The 15,814-nt window shown below is 73.9% G+C and carries 13 protein-coding genes; 1 reads left to right on the plus strand and 12 read right to left on the minus strand.

The features are described 5' to 3' along the window. Nucleotides 1-1,356 (minus strand): FAD/NAD(P)-binding protein (locus ACFWPT_RS29975; RefSeq protein ID WP_380485546.1); only part of this gene is annotated, 1,356 nt, incomplete at its 3' end. 376 nt (nucleotides 1,357-1,732) lie between these two features. Between ACFWPT_RS29975 and ACFWPT_RS29980 the strand changes: the two genes are divergently transcribed. Continuing rightward, nucleotides 1,733-2,374, plus strand: coding sequence for an SRPBCC family protein (locus ACFWPT_RS29980; protein ID WP_380485549.1), 642 nt, complete (start codon nucleotides 1,733-1,735; stop codon nucleotides 2,372-2,374). 16 nt (nucleotides 2,375-2,390) lie between these two features. Here ACFWPT_RS29980 and ACFWPT_RS29985 read toward each other — a convergent pair whose 3' ends face one another. The 11 genes from ACFWPT_RS29985 to ACFWPT_RS30035 all read right to left on the minus strand — a co-directional run bounded on the left by ACFWPT_RS29985 (nucleotide 2,391) and on the right by ACFWPT_RS30035 (nucleotide 15,700). After that, a complete protein-coding gene (locus tag ACFWPT_RS29985) occupies nucleotides 2,391-3,974 on the minus strand; it encodes a phytoene desaturase family protein (RefSeq protein ID WP_380485551.1) in 1,584 nt (527 codons plus the stop codon). A gap of 116 nt (nucleotides 3,975-4,090) precedes the next feature. Further along, nucleotides 4,091-6,745, minus strand: a complete 2,655-nt coding sequence (locus ACFWPT_RS29990; RefSeq protein ID WP_380485553.1) for a TIM-barrel domain-containing protein — start codon at nucleotides 6,743-6,745, stop codon at nucleotides 4,091-4,093. 152 nt (nucleotides 6,746-6,897) lie between these two features. Continuing rightward, nucleotides 6,898-7,746, minus strand: coding sequence for a carbohydrate ABC transporter permease (locus tag ACFWPT_RS29995; protein ID WP_380375353.1), 849 nt, complete (start codon nucleotides 7,744-7,746; stop codon nucleotides 6,898-6,900). A 44-nt stretch (nucleotides 7,747-7,790) separates the two neighbouring features. Beyond that, a complete protein-coding gene (locus ACFWPT_RS30000) occupies nucleotides 7,791-8,720 on the minus strand; it encodes a carbohydrate ABC transporter permease (RefSeq protein WP_380485555.1) in 930 nt (309 codons plus the stop codon). Nucleotides 8,721-8,763: 43 nt separating this feature from the next. Beyond that, a complete protein-coding gene (locus tag ACFWPT_RS30005) occupies nucleotides 8,764-10,032 on the minus strand; it encodes an extracellular solute-binding protein (RefSeq protein ID WP_380485558.1) in 1,269 nt (422 codons plus the stop codon). Between the two features lie 217 nt (nucleotides 10,033-10,249). Beyond that, a complete protein-coding gene (locus tag ACFWPT_RS30010; protein WP_363374465.1) occupies nucleotides 10,250-11,008 on the minus strand; it encodes a DeoR/GlpR family DNA-binding transcription regulator in 759 nt (252 codons plus the stop codon). Between the two features lie 102 nt (nucleotides 11,009-11,110). Then, on the minus strand, nucleotides 11,111-11,998 hold the full coding sequence (locus ACFWPT_RS30015) for an SAM-dependent methyltransferase (RefSeq protein ID WP_380485560.1): 888 nt from the start codon (nucleotides 11,996-11,998) through the stop codon (nucleotides 11,111-11,113). A 207-nt stretch (nucleotides 11,999-12,205) separates the two neighbouring features. After that, nucleotides 12,206-12,739: an EF-hand domain-containing protein gene (locus ACFWPT_RS30020; RefSeq protein ID WP_380375298.1), complete on the minus strand. Its 534-nt coding sequence runs from the start codon at nucleotides 12,737-12,739 to the stop codon at nucleotides 12,206-12,208. A 195-nt stretch (nucleotides 12,740-12,934) separates the two neighbouring features. Next, a complete protein-coding gene (locus ACFWPT_RS30025; RefSeq protein WP_380485618.1) occupies nucleotides 12,935-13,693 on the minus strand; it encodes an FAD:protein FMN transferase in 759 nt (252 codons plus the stop codon). A gap of 30 nt (nucleotides 13,694-13,723) precedes the next feature. Continuing rightward, complete coding sequence (locus tag ACFWPT_RS30030) at nucleotides 13,724-14,266, minus strand: FMN-binding protein (protein WP_380485563.1); 543 nt, start codon at nucleotides 14,264-14,266, stop codon at nucleotides 13,724-13,726. A gap of 78 nt (nucleotides 14,267-14,344) precedes the next feature. Then, nucleotides 14,345-15,700 carry a ferric reductase-like transmembrane domain-containing protein gene (locus ACFWPT_RS30035; protein WP_380485565.1) on the minus strand — a complete coding sequence of 452 codons (1,356 nt, stop codon included), beginning with the start codon at nucleotides 15,698-15,700 and terminating at the stop codon, nucleotides 14,345-14,347. Between the last annotated feature and the right edge of the window lie 114 nt (nucleotides 15,701-15,814).

Raw genomic sequence — 15,814 nt, forward strand, 5'->3', positions numbered from 1 at the left:
CCGCGCCCCCCGGGGGGCGCGCCCCGGGCCCCGGGGGGGGCGGCCCGCCCGGGCGGGGGCGGCGGCCCCCCCCCCCCCCCCGGGGGCGGGGGAGCCGAGGCCGGTGGTGAGCAGGTCGGTGATCAGCGGGTCGTCGACCCGGGTGAGTTCGGCCTCGGAGCCGGTGCAGTTCAGCACCGCCCCCACCCGCAGCGCGCGGCCGTCGTCCAGCCGGACGTCGATGACCTCGCCGACCTCGCCGACCTCGCCGACCTCGTCGGGGCCGTCCGAGGTGGTCTTGGCGTCGGCCACGGTGCCCCGGCCGATGCTGACCAGACCCGCGTCGACGGCGGCGCGCAGGGCCTTGGCGCTGACCGGCGGGATCCGGTGGCGGTGGGTCTCCCAGAGCCGGAGGTCCCGGGCCAGCAGCCGGGCCTGGTCGGCGGGTGGGAGCTGCTGCCACAGGGCGCTGGTGAGGGGGCGGAGGCTGTCGACCCCGGCCCGCCAGTCGCCGTGGACGCGGCGGCAGCGGGCGATCTGGCACAGCACCGCCCGGCGCAGCGCGGGCAGCCCCGCACGGGCGTCGAGCTGCGGGGCGACCGGGGTGGCCGTGGCTACCGGCGCGGTGAGCGGGGTGGCGGCGTGCGGACGGGGGACCAGGCCGTGCCGGGACAGGGCGTGGACGACGCGTCCGGGGCGCTGGAGGCTGAGCGCCATGTCGACCATGGTCAGGCCGGTGCCGACGAGCAGGACGTCGCGGTCCTCGGGGACGGCGGCCAGGGCGCCGGGAGCCCAGGGGTCGGCCAGGAACCGCCCGGAGTCGCGCAGCGCCGGCGGTGCCCAGGCCTTGCCGGGTGCGAAGTTGCCCAGGGCCAGCACCGCCGCGTCGACGTCGAGCGGCGGCCCGTCGTGCAGCCACAGGCGCAGCGGCGGGGTGGTCGTCTGCGGCCGGTGGGTGAGGGCGACGACGCGGTCGGGCACCCGGACCAGGTCGGGGGCGCCGGGGCGGTCGGCCGCCGCCGCCAGGCTCTCGGCGAGGTAGCGGCCGAAGAGGCGCCGGGGGACGAAGTCGTGCTCGCCGCCGCGGTCGCCGAGCCAACGCACGAAGTGGCCGGGGTCGTCCCGGTGGGCGCTCATCTGGCCGGCCCGGACGTTCAGCAGGTGGTGCGGCGCGTCGGTGCCGAACGCCAGCCCCGGGCCCGCGGGCCCGGGGTCGATGAGCCAGATCCGGGCCGGTGCGGGTCTCCCGGCGGCCGCGTGGTGGAGCAGGCGCAGCGCCGTGAGGGTGCCGGCGGCGCCTGCGCCCACCACGGCGATCTCTTGCGGGGTGCTGCTCTGGTTCACGGCGGCCGCGTCGGACGCAGCGGGAGACGTCATGCGGCCAACATCGAGCCGATCGCGCCGCCGCGTCCAACGACGGTTCATAGGCCCCTCGCCAAGCAGGACTTATGGCCGGGTGGCTCGGTGTCGCGCCGACCGGGGTGGGGGCGAAGGTCACGTAGGGTCCCCGGTTCGACACGGTCCGTCCCATAAGGAGAGTTTGGGGGCGCTCAGCCGCTCACCGTTCGAGCCTCTGGTTAGAGGGTGTCACGAAAGCTGTTGACCCCTCACGCGGATCCGCGTTATAACTTCTAACGAACGCGCAAGCATCTATCGAGCGCGGGGCCACCGCACGAGCGCAGGGCCACCGCCGCGTTCGCAGCTCGACAGGCAACGCCCGCCCACCAACTGACACTCGACCAAGGGGAATTCCATGTCCGGCACCCGCAGCACCGGCATCCGCGCCGCCCTGTTCGCCGTCCCGCTCGTCGTCAGCCTCCTCGGCACCGCGGCCGCGCCCGCCGGGGCCGCCGCCTCGCGCCCCGGTACCTCCCTGACCTGCCGAGGCCAGGGCGTCGACCCCCAGGCCCAGGTCCGCTACCGGGCCGAGACGGTGATCCACGCGCCGCTGCACACCATCTGGAAGCTGCAGACCGACGTGGAGCGCTGGCCGTCCTGGCAGGGCCCCGTCGCGAGCGCGGAGCGCCTCGACCACGGCCGCCTGCGCCCGGGTTCGGCGTTCCGGTGGACGACCCCGCTCCCGCCCAACCCCGCGACCACCGCCACCAGCCTGGACATCACCTCGACCGTCCAGCAGCTCAAGCGGGAGTCCTGCCTCCGCTGGACCGGCCCCGCCGACGCCGAAGGGCTGCACATCGACGGCGTCCACGTGTGGAACTTCACCCGGGTCAAGGGCGGCGTCCGGGTGAGCACCGAGGAGACCCACACCGGGCCCCAGGTCGACGCGGACGTCCCCACCGCGACCGCGATCCTGCGTCAGGGCCTCGACGGGTGGCTGCACGACCTGAAGACCACCGCCGAGGCCATCGCCGAGGCCGACGCAGACCGGGGCTGACCTGCGCCGATATGTCCTAGTCGGACAGGGATTCGAGGGCGGCCCGGGCGGCGTTGTGGCCGGGGATGCCGCTGACTCCGCCGCCGCGGACGGCGCCCGCGCCGCACAGCAGGACGTTCGGGTGGGCCGTCGCCACGCCCCAGCGGGCGGCGGGGCCGTCCACCGGCCCGGTCGCGAACGGGAAGGAGAGGTCCCGGTGGAAGATGTGGCCGCCGGGCAGGCCGATCTCCCGTTCCAGGTCGAGCGGGGTCTTGGCTTCCACGCAGGGTCGGCCGGTAGCGTCCGGCGCGAGGCAGTCGACGATCGGTTCGGCCAGCACCTCGTCCAGTTGGGCCAGGCTGGCCGCCAGGGCGCGTTCCTTGGCGGCCGGGTCGGTGAACAGCCGGGCGGGCATGTGCAGGCCGAACAGGGTCAGCGTCTGGAGGCCCTGGCGGACGGCTTCGGGGCCCAGGATGCTGGGGTCGGTGAGGGTGTGGCAGTAGATCTCCGACGGGGGTGCGGAGGGCATCCGGCCGGCCGCCGCCTCGGCGTAGGCGGTCTCCAACTGCCGGTAGCCCTCGGCGATGTGGAAGGTGCCCGCGAAGGCCTCCCGGGGGTCCGCGCCGGTGTCCCGGAGGCGCGGCAGCCGGCGCAGCACCAGGTTGACCTTCAGCTGGGCGCCCTCGGGCGCGGGCCCGGGTTCCTCGCCGAGGAGGCGGGCCAGGGTGGCCGGGGCGGCGTTGACCAGCACCCGGCGGCCCGCCGCGGTGGCCTCGCCGCCTTGGTGGCGGTACGTCACCTCGGCGTCGCCGTGGCCGTCGGTGGCGACGGCGGTGACCTCGCACCCGGTGCGGAGCTCCGCACCGGCGGCCAGGGCCGCCTCGGCCAGCGCGTCCGTCACCGCTCCCATGCCGCCGACCGGGACGTCCCAGTCGCCCGTCCCGTTGCCGATCACGTGGTAGAGGAAGCAGCGGTTCTGCCGGAGCGAGGGGTCGTGGGCGTGGGTGAAGGTGCCGATCAGCGCGTCCGTCAGGGCGATCCCGCGGACCAGGTCGTCGCTGAAGGTCCGTTCGATCGTCTCGCCCAGCGGCCGTTCGAACAGGGTGGTCCAGGCGGCGTCGTCGGCGATCCGCCGGCGCAGTTCGGCGCGTGCGGGCAGCGGCTCGGTGAGGGTCGGGAAGACCCGTCGGGCGACCTGCCCGGTCATGCCGTAGAAGCGCTGCCAGGCCTCCCACTCCCGGTCGGTTCCGGTGAGGGCCCGGAACGACTCCCCGGTCCGGCCGGGGTCGGCGGCGTCCACCAGCAGGCCGGTGGGCTTCCCGTCCCGGACGGTGGGGGTGTACGAGGCGATCCGGCGGCGCCGCAGGTCGAGCCGCAGGCCCAGGTCCTGGACGATCTTGTGCGGCAGCAGGCTGACCAGGTAGGAGTAGCGCGACAGTCGGGCGTCCACGCCCGGGAACGCCCGGGTGGAGACGGCGGCGCCGCCGACCCGGGGCAGCCGTTCGAGCAGCAGGACCCGGTGTCCGGCCCGGGCGAGGTAGGCGGCGGCCACCAGCCCGTTGTGGCCGCCGCCGACGATCACGGCGTCGTACCGGGCGGGGGTGGACGGGTTCGCGTTCACCCCCGCCACGCTACGGGACGGGGGCGGGCCGGGGAATGCCCCGGACACAGCGGCCCCGGAGCGCCGCAGGGCCCCCTCGCAGCGGTTCGCGAGGGGGCCCTGCGGCGTCCGGCCGGTCAGCGGCCGCCGTGGATCAGTTCGACGGAGAAGCCGTGGTCGGTGGCGACGGCAGGCGTTTTGACCTGCGTGACCCCGGTCGCGGCGTCGTGGTACCAGCCCGAGGCGGCCGAGTCGAGCGCCGCCGCCGAGTCCAGCCGGGGCAGCGGTCCGCCCTGCGTGACGACCAGGCGCGGGGCGGGCTTGCCGTGCACGGTGAAGCGGTACCCCCGCGCGGCCGGCTTGCCGGTGTAACTCCCCACGCTGGCACCGACCTTGACGACGGTGACCGGCCCGTGGGCGCGGACGTCCACCCGCTGGGTGGCCGAGGCGCCGGCGGCGAAGCCGCGGGTGACGCCGTCGTCCTCGTACAGGGTGTAGGAGGAGTCGCCCTGCGGGTAGAGGTCGTAGTCGAGCCGGGTGCGGTCCCGGTTCTCCCAGGACAGCGTGCCCTCGGGCCACATCGGCACGATCGAGCCGCCCTTGACGAACAGCGGCAGGGTGTCCAGCGGCGCGGAGTAGCCGTTGATCGTGGTGGGGCCCTGGTAGGTGCGCCCGGTCCAGTAGTCGGTCCAGGTGCCCTTGGGCAGGTAGATGCCGTCGCGCACCGAGGTGTCGGAGTAGACCGGTGCGACGAGGAAGTCCGGCCCGGCCAGGAACTCGTACTTGGCGTTCGGGCCGAGGGCCGCCGGGTCGTCCGGGTACTCCAGGGCGAGCGGGCGCACCGCGCCGATGCCCGTCCTGGTGGCCTCCGCCGACAGCGTGTACATGTACGGCAGCAGCCGCTCCTTCAGCTGGAGGTACTTGCGGTTGATCGAGGTGTACGGCTCGCCGTCCAGCCAGGGCTGCTGGTCGCGCTGCTCCTTGCCGGCCATGTCCTTGGCCCAGCCGTCCATGGTCATGATGGCCGGGAGGAAGGACTTCCACTGGAGGTCGCGGGTGTACATCTTCGGGTCGCGCCGGTAGATGGAGCCGACGTCGCCGGTGTTGTAGGCGATGCCGGACATGGTGGCGCCGGCGTAGGTGGGGATCTGCCAGCGGATGTAGTCCCAGGACAGGCTCTGGTCGCCGCTCCACAGGACGCCGCAGCGCTGGGCGCCGGCCCAGGAGACGGGCAGCCAGACGAAGCCGCGGGCGTCGCTGCCGTCCTCGATGCCGGCCTTGGCCTGGTCGCAGGCGTTCAGCGCGAAGTCGTAGCCGTTGCCGACCCAGGCGACGTCGAGCTTGCGCACCAGGGCGCCGGCCTTGACCTCGGCGGCCTGGTCGGGCAGGCCGTTCTGGGTCCAGAGTCCGAGCTGGGCGTGGTTCTTGCGCAGGCCCTCGCCGGTCTGGGCGAGGTTCTCGTAGCCGCAGCCGTAGCCGTCGTTGACGAGCATCCAGCCGAGCGGCATCTGGTTCTGCACGTAGCCGTCGGCGACCTTGAGCGCGTCGGTGGTGTGGCGTTCGCCGCGGTTGGCGTTGTGCAGGTAGCAGTCGGAGTCGCCGGGCTCCAGGCCGTAGACGGGCGGCATGAAGGGCTTGCCGACCAGGGCGGTGTACTTGCCGATCACCGACTTGACGTCACCGGTGAAGTAGTAGGCGTCCAGGCGCCGTTCCTGCTGTCCGGTGCGCACGGGCGAGCCGAAGTCGTAGCTGCCCGGGGCGAAGGTGTTGCGGAAGACGCCGTAGCCGGCGGTGGAGATGTAGAACGGCTGCGAGTTGTTGTAGCCGCCCTCGTTCCAGTTGGTGCTGTTGGCGACGTGGACGGTCTTGTCCCGGTGGGAGAAGGAGCCGTTCTGCTCGCCGCCGCCGAAGAACTGCTCGTCGGCGCCGCGGACCAGGCTCTGCCGCAGCCCGCTGGTGGACCAGCGCAGCGGGGCGTCCTCCTGCCAGACGGCGGTGCGGTTGTCGGCCTTGTACAGGCCGAACCTCAGGGGGTGCTTGTAGACCCGCAGCACCTGGTCCTTGGAGCGGATGCCGTAGTAGTCGCCGGCGTCGAACGACGAGGTGCCGCGCTGGAGTTCGGGCTGCTTGCGGATGATGGTGCTGCCGGCCGGGTCGGTGAGCACGCCGTCCGGGGCGGCGCGCAGCCGCAGCTGGTCGTCGGCGAGGAAGTCGACCTTGGCCTTGAGGGTGCCGGCGGCGATGTCGTAGCTGCCCTGGCCGCCGGAGAAGGAGGTGAGGTTTCCCGCGTCGGCGGTCTGCGGCAGGTAGGCGCGGCCGGTGAAGGAGCCGCCGTGCACGTCGTAGGGGACGACCAGGACGTGGTAGGTGCCCGAGGCCTTCGGGATGACGGTCGCCTCGGGGTTGGCGGTGCCCGCGCTCTCGGCGACCTCCTTGCCGTTGGCGTCGTAGATGTAGAGGTCGAAGTCGTCGGTGGGGTTCTGCCACTGGATCGAGAGCGGGACGCCGCCCTCGGGGTTGTCGTCCCAGTAGCCGGCGGGCGCGTCGACGGTCAGGTCGAAGCGGCCGCAGACGGTGCCGTCCGGGTCCTGGGCGGCGGACGGGCAGGAGGCGGCGCCGCCGAGGGTGCCCTTGGCGTACGTGGGGCTCTGCCAGGTGGTGCTCTGGTGGCTGCCGTCGAGGACGGCGGAGCCGGGGGTGGCGGCGCGGGCCGGCAGGGCGGGCCCGGCGATGGCGGCGATGCTGGTGAGGGCCACGGTGAGGGCGGCCCGGCGGAGGCGAGGTCGTACCAAGCGCACGGTGTGTTCTCCCGTCGGATGAGCAAGAGATGTTCACTTACTGCGCGAAGCTGCTTGAACATGGGGGAATACAAGCAACATTCACAGTTATGGCCGGTCCATGTCAATGGCAGAGTCGCCGTTCTCGACACCCCGGACGGCCGGGGCTACTTCACCGATCCGGCGGTCAGGCCGGAGACCACGTGGCGCTCGATGACGGCGAACAGCACCACGACCGGCACGATCGCGACCACCGATCCGGCGAACAGGTAGTTCCACTCCACGGTGTAGTTGCCGATGAAGCCGTTGATGCCGACGGTCAGCGGCTGGCTCTCCGGGGCCGTCGACAGGGTCAGGCCCATCACGAACTCGTTCCAGGCGGAGATGAAGGTGAAGATCACCGCGGTGACCACGCCGGGCATGGCCAGCGGCAGCACCACCCGGCGCAGCGCCCCGAGCCGGCCGAGGCCGTCGAGCAGCGCGGCCTCCTCCAACTCGACCGGGATCGAGCCGATGTAGGCGGTGAGGATCCAGACGGCGAAGGCCAGGTTGAAGGCGGCGTTGCAGAGGATCAGCGTCCAGACCGAGTTGAGCATGTCCAGCTGGTAGAACTCGCGGTAGAGGCCCACCAGCAGCGAGGTCGGCTGGAACATCTGGGTGACCAGGACGAGCAGCAGGAAGAGCTTGCGGCCCCGGTACCTGAACCGCGCGGTGCAGTACGCGGCGGGCAGCGCGACCAGCAGCGCCAGCACGGTGGAGCCGCCGGCGACCAGCAGGGTGACCTTGAGGTTGGCGCCGAGCGTCGACTCGCGCCAGACGTCGACGAAGTTGGACCAGGCGGGGTGGTGCGGCAGGTAGCCCGCGTCGCGCAGCTCGTCGGCGGGGCGCAGCGCGGTGACGGCCATCTCCAGGTACGGGAGCAGGAAGACCGCCGCCAGCAGCCAGGCGGCCGCCGCCATGACCAGGGTGCGCGGCCGTATCCGAGCCCGGATCCGCGGCTCGGTCTGCGGCCGGATCCGGCGCGCGGGCGGGCGTGGCCGGCGCGTGGGCGGGCGGGCCGTCAACGCTCCTCCCCGTTCCAGCGGCCGACCTTGAGGAAGACGAGCACCATCAGCACCACCAGGGCGAAGTTGACCACCGACATGGCCGCGGACTCGCCGATGTCGGTGTTCTTCAGCTGGTACATGAACACCGTGCTGGTGGCCGTGGCGCTGCCGGGGCCGCCCTGGGTCATGCCCCAGATGACGGGGAAGGAGTTGAAGACGTTGATCAGATTGATCACGAGGCCGACCAGGAAGGCCGGGCGCAGCAGCGGCAGGGTGATCCTCCGGTAGGCCTGCCACGGGGAGGCGCCGTCCACCCGGGCCGCCTCGTACAGCTCGCCGGGGACGGTCTGCAGGCCGGCGAGCAGGGTGTAGGTGGTGAACGGCAGCGAGACGAAGACGGCGACGAGGACCATCCAGGGCCAGGCGGTCGACGGGTCGCCGAGCCAGTCCCGGGGGCCGTCGACCAGGCCGAGGTCGGTCAGCGCGGTGTTGAGCACGCCGGCCGTCCGGTCGAGCATCCACCGGAAGCCGATGGCGGTCATCAGGACGGACGCGGCCCAGGGGGCGATCAGGGCCCAGCGGGCGAACCTGCGCCCGGGGAAGCGCTGGTTGAACAGCTGGGCCAGGCCGAGCGAGAGCGCCATCGTCAGGCCGACGACGGCCACCGTCCAGACCACCGTCGAGAGCAGCACCCGGCCGAGGTCGGCCTCGCCGAAGAGCTTGCGGTACTTGTCCAGCCCGGCGGAGCCGCGGACGAATCCGCTGGTGCTGATGCGCAGGAACGAGGTGCGGACCATCTCGTAGACGGGCCACAGGACGACGGCCAGGATCAGCAGGACGGCCGGGGCGATCCACGGCAGCGGTCCGAGCCGGCCGGGGCCGGAGCCCGTCCGGGTGGGCCGGCCGGGCCCGGAGGCCTGGGGGGTGGGGGAGTCGAGGGACACGGCGGTGCCTTTCGGACGGGGCGCGGGCCAGGGCGGGCGTGCCCTACTTGTTCGCGACGGCGTCCCGGGCCTTCTTCTGCAGGTCGCCGAGCACCTTGGCCGGGTCGCCGGCGACGGCGGTGCCGATGCTCTTCTTGAGCTCGGCCGAGACCGCGTCCCAGGTGGTGTTGCCGAGCGGGTAGAAGGCGGCGTTCGGCAGGAGGGCGAAGAACGGTTCGAGGTCCTTGTGCTTGCCGCTGGCGGTCATCTCGCGCAGGGTGCCCTGGGTGACCGGCATCAGGTTGTAGGTCTCGTCGAAGGCGAGCGTGTTGTCCTTGGAGTACGCGAAGTCGAGGAACTTCCTGATCTGGTCGCGGTGGCCGTTCTTCTTGAAGGCCATCGTCCAGTCCGCGACGCCGAGGGTGGAGGCGAGCGGGCCCGTCCTGCCGGGGACGGGCGCGACGCCGTAGTCGACCTTGCCGTCCTTGGACATCTGGATCAGCGAGGGGTGGCCGTCGGCCATGGCGGCCTTGCCCGCGGCGAAGTCGGCGAAGGCGGTCTTGCGGTCGGTGGTGGCCGGGTTGGCGTAGGTCAGGCCGGTGTCGACGAGGTTGGTCTTGAGCCAGCGGAAGGTGTCGACGTTGGCCTGGCTGTCGATGGCGTACGTGCCGTCCTTGGCGGTGGGGCCGCCGCCGTTGCCGAGCTCCCAGATCATGCTCTCGCCCTGGGCCTCCTCCGGGCCGAGCGGCAGTGCGTAGGGGGTGACCCCGGGCGCCTTGGCCTTGATCAGTTCGGCGTCCTTGCGCACCTCGTCCCAGGTGGTGGGCGGCTGGGTGATGCCGGCCTGCTGGAAGACGGCCTTGTTGTAGAAGAGGGCGCGGGCGGAGGAGACGAACGGGATGCCGTACTGCACGCCGTCGACCCGGCCGGCGTCGGCGAAGCTCGGGATCAGGTCGGCCCGGGTGCCGGCGGACAGGACGTCCTCGGCCTTGTAGAGGAGGTCGTCGGCGACCTTGTCGGCGTAGCCCCCGGTCTGCAGGACGTCGGGGACGTTGCCGCTCTGGATCATCGTCTTGACCTGCTTGTCGATGTCGTTCCAGTTCATCACCTGGACGTCGACCTTGATGCCGGGGTTGGCCGCGGTGAACGCGGTGGCGACGCCGTTCCAGTAGGCCTTGGAGCTGTTGGACTCCTTCTCGCCGTAGTCGGCGGCGACGAGTTTGAGCGTCACGGGGCCGTTCGGGGAGGACCCGCCACTGCTGCCGCCGCACGCCGTGAGGGCGAGCGCGCCGACGGCACAGACCGCCCAGAGGGCACGTACACGTGTGTTCACCGCAGTTACCGCCTTCGTACGCCGCTTGATCCTAGTTGCTTGAAGAGCGCTGGTTCTGAGCAGATTCGAAAGAGCGTGGCGTCGGGCAGTATTCACGAGGCGGACCGGCGGGGTCGAGGTGTCGCCCGGATGTCGTTATCGGACCGTTGCATGACAACTGACGGTGCGGCAGAGAGCCCGGCCGGTTCTCCCCGGCCGGGCACCCCGTGTGAACAGGTCAGACGCGTGCGACCCGGACCCCGCAGGCGGCGATCGCCTTCTCCTGCGCGGCGGTGGCCTCGTCGTCGGTGACGAGGTCGTGCACCTCGGCGAGCGGGCAGATCTTGGCGAAGGTCACCCGGCCGATCTTGGTGCTGTCCGCCAGGACCACCGAGCGCGCGCTGGCGTGCAGGAACGCGCGGTCGGTCTGGGCCTCCATCTCGTCGTGCGTGGTGCAGCCCTCCTGCGCCGTCAGGCCGTCCACCCCGATGAACGCGAGGTCCAGGTGGTACTGGGCGAGCATCCGGTCGGCGGCCGGCCCCACCAGCTCGTAACTCGTGGTCCGGGCCAGGCCGCCGACCACCACCAGGCGGACGTCCGGCCGGACGATGAGGTCCGCCGCGATGTTGACCGCGTTGGTCACGATGGTGATCCCGCCGCGCTCGGCCAGCACCCGGGCCAGCTCGCTCGTCGTCGTGCCGCCCGTCAGGCCCACCACGGCGCCGTCCGGCACCAGCCGGTCGGCCGCCAGCGCTATCCGCCGCTTCTCGGCCTGCCGCGTCCCGTGCTTGTGGCGCAGCGGCAGTTCGAGGTTGACGGCACCGGTGACCGCCCCGCCACGGGTGCGGTGCAGCAGGCCCTGCTCGTGCAGTTCCTGGAGGTCCCGGCGGACGGTGGCCGGTGACACCTGGAGGAGGCCGGCCAGCTCGTGCACATCGGCGCTGCCCGCCTCGGTGATGTGGGCGAGGATCCGGGCGGTACGGTCGGCTTTGAGCATGGCCGAAGTCTAGGGCGTGTCCGTTGGATCACGCCGGGCCCGTGGGGCGGCGGACTGTGCGCAGAACCGCGCAAGCCGGCCGGGCGGCCCGGAGCGGGGGCGTCACCGGGTGGCGAAGACCCAGCGGTCGGCGGCGAAGGCGTCGTGGGGTTCGGGCCGGGGGCCGCGGCCGTAGTGGCGGGTGAAGTCGAACGGGGTGTGGACGGTGGTGGACCAGCCGCGCGCGGTGAGATCGGCGGTGGTGTCGGGGCGCGGCCCGGCGTCGAACAGGGCGAGCAAGTCGACGCCGAGCCGCTCGCGGGCGGTCGTGTAGACGGGGTTGTCGCGGACCGCCGCGGACTCCGGTCCGAGCCTGGCCTCGTACGCCAAGGTGCTGCCGGCGGCGCCGAGTCGGTCGACGGCGGCCGCGAGCCGCTGTTCGGCGGCGGCGGGCAGATAGGGCAGCAGGCCCTCGGCGAGCCAGGCGGTCGGCTCGGCGGGCTGGAAGCCGGCCGCGGTGAGGGCGTCGGCCCAGTCGCCGCGCAGGTCGGCGGCCACCGGCACGCGGCGCGCCGCCGGCCGGGCGTCGAGCCGGTCGAGGACGCGCTGCTTGAACGCGAGGACCTCGGGCCGGTCGACCTCGAAGACGGCGAGGTCGGCGGGCCAGTCGAGCCGGAAGGCCCGGGTGTCCAGGCCGGCGCCGAGCAGGACCACCTGGCGGACGCCCAGGTGGGCGGACCACAGCAGCTGGTCGTCCAACGCCCTCGTCCGCAGGGCGAAGTAGCGGCCGAGCCGACCCCAGAGCGGATCGGCCTCGCCGTCCGGGACATCCCGGGGGTGGACCGGCCAGTGCGCGGAGGACCGGGCGGCGCGCACGAAGTGCTCGGCGTGGGCGTCCCGGGCGAGGGCGTCGGGGCGGTGGGTCTCGATCGCGCGGGCGGCGGCGACCATCAGGGCGGTCGGTCCGACGCCCTCGTCGACGCCGGCACGGGGGCGGGCGGCGGTGGCCATGGTCCCTCCTGGTGTTCGGACTTCGGGAAGCCGCGACCAGGTCCTGTCCGGCAGGATCGGCCGGACAGGCTGGACGGCGGACCGGTCGTGGGTGGTGGCGCGGGCGCCGTGGGCCCGGTGCGTGGAGCGCGGGACGGCGCCGCCGGGCAGGCGCGGGGCGGCGGCGCCGTCGCTCAGCCGATCCGGGGCGGGCGCGCCCCGGGGAGATCAGGCGGCGGGTTGGCCCACCAGCAGGTCGCCGGGGATGCCGGCCTTGTCCGGGGCGTAGTAGTCGCGGATCCCGGCGGCCCAGACGGCCACCGTGATGCGGTCCTCGGGGGTGGGGCCGAAGGCGTCGAAGAGGGCGTGGATGTTGGCGTGCTCGAAGCCGATCGCGGTCATCAGCGCCACGAACAGCGGGCGCTCGATCAGGCCGTCGCCGTCCGGGTCGCCGAGCGCGGACAGGGCGTCGGCGAACTCGCCGGCGGCGGGGCCGAAGCGCTCGGGCGAGAGGACGAAGCCGCCGAACTCCTCGCGGCTGATCACGCCGTCGCCGTTGGTGTCCAACTCGCTGACCAGGGTGGTCCAGTAGCGCCGGAAGGCGGCGCGGATCGCGGCCTTCGCGGCCTCGTCCGAATCGGCGGCGGCCGCGACCACGCGGGCCGTCATCAGGTTGAAGTCGTCGACCTCGACGACGCCGTTGCGGTTGGCGTCGAACAGGGAGAAGACGAGGTCGATCCGCCGGGTGGCCTCGGTGGGCATGTGTCGCTACCTCTTTCCGTGGGTTCACGCGTGTCCGTGGGTCCATGCGTTCCGGTGGGACCGGATGGTGTGCGTCCGATCGGTCTCCCCACTATCGGCCACCCGGGTCGGGGCGGATGAGTCATGATCGAGTTCTTCACCTGATGGAGTGAACTATCAGCGTTCGAAAGCCAGTTGGCGCGCAAACGGCCCTGCTCAGGCCGCCGGGGCGGCCGGCCGCCAGTCGGCGGGGCCGGTGGGCGGGAGGTGCCGGGGCAGGCCGGGTGTCCAGCGCTTGGTCCCGTCGGGCAGGACGGCGAGGGCCTCGACGCCGGGCTGCCGGGCGGCCCAGGCGAGCGCGCGGTCGGGGCCCATCGCGAAGGCGGCGGTGGCCCAGGCGTCGGTGCGGGCGATCCCGGTGCCGGGGGCGCCGACCAGGGTCAGCGAGGCGAGGCCGGACGCCGGCCGGCCGGTGTGCGGATCGAGGATGTGCGCGCCGCGCTCGGCGATGCCGGAGGTGGCCACCGCGAGGTCGTCGCCGCCCAGCACGGCGGCCAGCGCGCCCGGCCGCAGCGGGTGGGCGACCCCGATCCGCCACGGGCCGCCGGCGGTCTGCACGTCCCCGCCGCCGCTGACGCAGTACTGCCGGGCCCCGGCGGCGGCCAGCAGCCCGGCCGCCTCCTCGACCGCCCACCCCTTGACCCAGCCGCTCGGGTCGAGCCGGCTGCCGGGCCGCTCGGTGAAGAAGCCGTCGGTCTGCGCGGCGACCTCGCGGCAGGCCGCCAGGACGACGCGGACCTGCGGATCGCAGTCGGCGAGGGCGAGTTCGCCCCGGTCGAGGCGGCTGATGTCGCTGTCCGGCCGGTAGGGCGAGAACACCGCGTCGATCCGGTGCAGCCGGTCGGCGATCCGGCGGAGCGCGGCGGGCGTGTCCGGGCCGGGATCGCGGACGGCGATCGAGAAGACGGTGCCCATGACGGGTTCGGCGTGGCGGAGCACCGCGCCTCACCGCCCGGCGCGGTCGAGCGCGCTCTGCAGGGAGCGGACGTAGCCGTCGCTGGTGAAGGTCGCGCCGCTGACCACGTCGATCCCGGCGCTCTGTGCGGCGATCGCCTCCTGGTTGAGCAGGGGCAGCGCGGAGCTGTTGATCTCGCGGTCCCGGCGGTCCTCGGTGGGGTACTTGACGACGTCGACGGCGGTGATCCGGCTGCCGGCGAGGGTGACCTCGACCTGGACGGGGCCGTAGCGGGTGTTCACGGCGTCGCCGGTGACCTTCCGGGTGCCGCCGGCGCCGGCCGCGGCACCGGCGGCCGGTGCGCTGGGAGAGCCCGACGGCCCAGCGGTGGCGTCGGAGGCCCCGGCGGCGGTACCGGACGAACCCGTGGCGCCGGACGAACCCGCGCCGCCTGACGAGCCTGCGGTACCGGACGAGCCCGTGCCTCCGGAGCTGATCACCGGCGCGGGCCCGGCGGCCCCGTGCGGTTTGAGGGAGAGCAGCAGGACGACTCCGGCCGCGGTGGCGGCACCGGTGACGACGGCTCGGCGCATGGGCGGGGCTCCTCGGGGGTGTGGCGGAGGTGGCGGTGTGACGGGTCTCGGCAGGTCCGGCGGGCTCGGCGAGCGGGCTCAGAAGTCGAAGGACTCCCGGTGGATGCGCCCCGCCCGCACCCCGGCGGCCCGCAGCGAACGGACGGCCTCCTCGGCCAGCGCGTCCGGCCCGCACAGGTAGACCTCGTGCTCGGCGAGGTCGGGGACGAGCCGGGCGAGCGCGCGGCCGAGGTCGCCGATCCGCGCCCGCGGGCCGACCAGTTCGTGCACCGCGGCGCCCCGCCGCCGGGCCACCTCCGCCAGCTCGGCCCGGAACAGCACGTCCTCCGGGCGCCCGGCCCGCTGGACCAGGGTCAGTTCGCCCGGCAGCGTCTCGAACAGCGCCCGCAGCGGGGTGATCCCCACCCCCGCCCCGAGCAGCAGCACCCGGCGCCGCCGTTGCAGCCGCCCGGTGAACGCCCCGTACGGGCCCTCGGCGCGCACCGGTGTGCCCGGGCGCAGCGCGGCCACCGCGGCGCTGTGCCCGCCGAGGTCCTTGACGGTGAAGCGCAGGAAGTCCGGGCGCGGCGGCGCGGACAGCGAGTACGGGTTGGCGGCCCACCGCAGGCCGGGCGCCTGGAACTGGAGGCGGAAGAACTGGCCCGGCTCGGACCGGAGTTCGTCCAGCCGCCGACCGGTCAGGAACAGCGACACCACGCCCGGCCCCTCCCGCCGGACCTCCGCCACCCGCAGCCGGTGCCGGCGGTCGAGCAGCCAGGGCCGGGCCAGCCGGTACCAGCCCAGCAGGGCGGCGGTGCCGAGGTAGAGCGCGTACCAGGCGGCGCGGGCCGGGCCGTCGCCGAGGTCGGCGCCGGTGGCCAGCTGGTGGCCGAAGGCGAGCGCCACCGCGAGGTAGGTGGCCAGGTGCAGGTAGTACCAGGCCTCGTACGGGAGGCGGCGCCGGGCGGCCCGGGCGGAGACGGCGCCGGTGCCCAGCATCAGCAGGGTGCCCAGCGCGGCCTTGAGCATCTCGGGGTAGTGGAGGACGATCTCCACGCCCTCGCCGAACAGGCCGCGCCCGTCCGTCAGCGCGTACCCCCAGACGACCGACAGCACGTGCACCGTCACCACGGCGACCAGCCAGCGCCCGCCGAACGCGTGCCAGCGGGCCAGCCGGTCGGCGCCGACCCCGCGCTCCACCGGCGGCAGCCGGGCCATCAGCAGGAGCAGCACCGGCGCCGCGTACCCGGCGAGCAGACCGGTGATCCGGCCCGCCCCGGTCAGCCAGCCGGCCGCGCCGGCGACCGCAGGGGTGTCGGACCACCACAGCGCGAGGACGCCGAGCGCCCCGGCGGCGATCAGGCCCAGCACCGCGTCCGGCCGGGCGGCGGCCGGGCGGCGCGGGGCCGCCCGGCGGGTGCGGGCGGCGGGTCTCGGCGGGGCGGCGGTGGCCATCGGGGATCCTCCTTCGGGCCCGGCGGGCGAGCACCGCCGGGGCGCACCACGATCCCACCGGAACCTCTGAGCCGGCTCTGAACCGGTGCCGCCGCCCCCGTCGCCCCCGGCGGT

This window comes from Kitasatospora sp. NPDC058478, assembly GCF_042720345.1.
Taxonomy (GTDB): Bacteria; Actinomycetota; Actinomycetes; order Streptomycetales; family Streptomycetaceae; genus Kitasatospora.

Bases quoted from the DNA above. Each gene is read 5' to 3' on its own strand.
- ACFWPT_RS29980 (WP_380485549.1), top strand. From the start codon at position 1,733: ATGTCCGGCACCCGCAGCACCGGCATCCGCGCCGCCCTGTTCGCCGTC.
- ACFWPT_RS30010 (WP_363374465.1), bottom strand. From the start codon at position 11,008: ATGCTCAAAGCCGACCGTACCGCCCGGATCCTCGCCCACATCACCGAG.
- ACFWPT_RS30015 (WP_380485560.1), bottom strand. From the start codon at position 11,998: ATGGCCACCGCCGCCCGCCCCCGTGCCGGCGTCGACGAGGGCGTCGGA.
- ACFWPT_RS30020 (WP_380375298.1), bottom strand. From the start codon at position 12,739: ATGCCCACCGAGGCCACCCGGCGGATCGACCTCGTCTTCTCCCTGTTC.
- ACFWPT_RS30025 (WP_380485618.1), bottom strand. From the start codon at position 13,693: ATGGGCACCGTCTTCTCGATCGCCGTCCGCGATCCCGGCCCGGACACG.
- ACFWPT_RS30030 (WP_380485563.1), bottom strand. From the start codon at position 14,266: ATGCGCCGAGCCGTCGTCACCGGTGCCGCCACCGCGGCCGGAGTCGTC.
- ACFWPT_RS30035 (WP_380485565.1), bottom strand. From the start codon at position 15,700: ATGGCCACCGCCGCCCCGCCGAGACCCGCCGCCCGCACCCGCCGGGCG.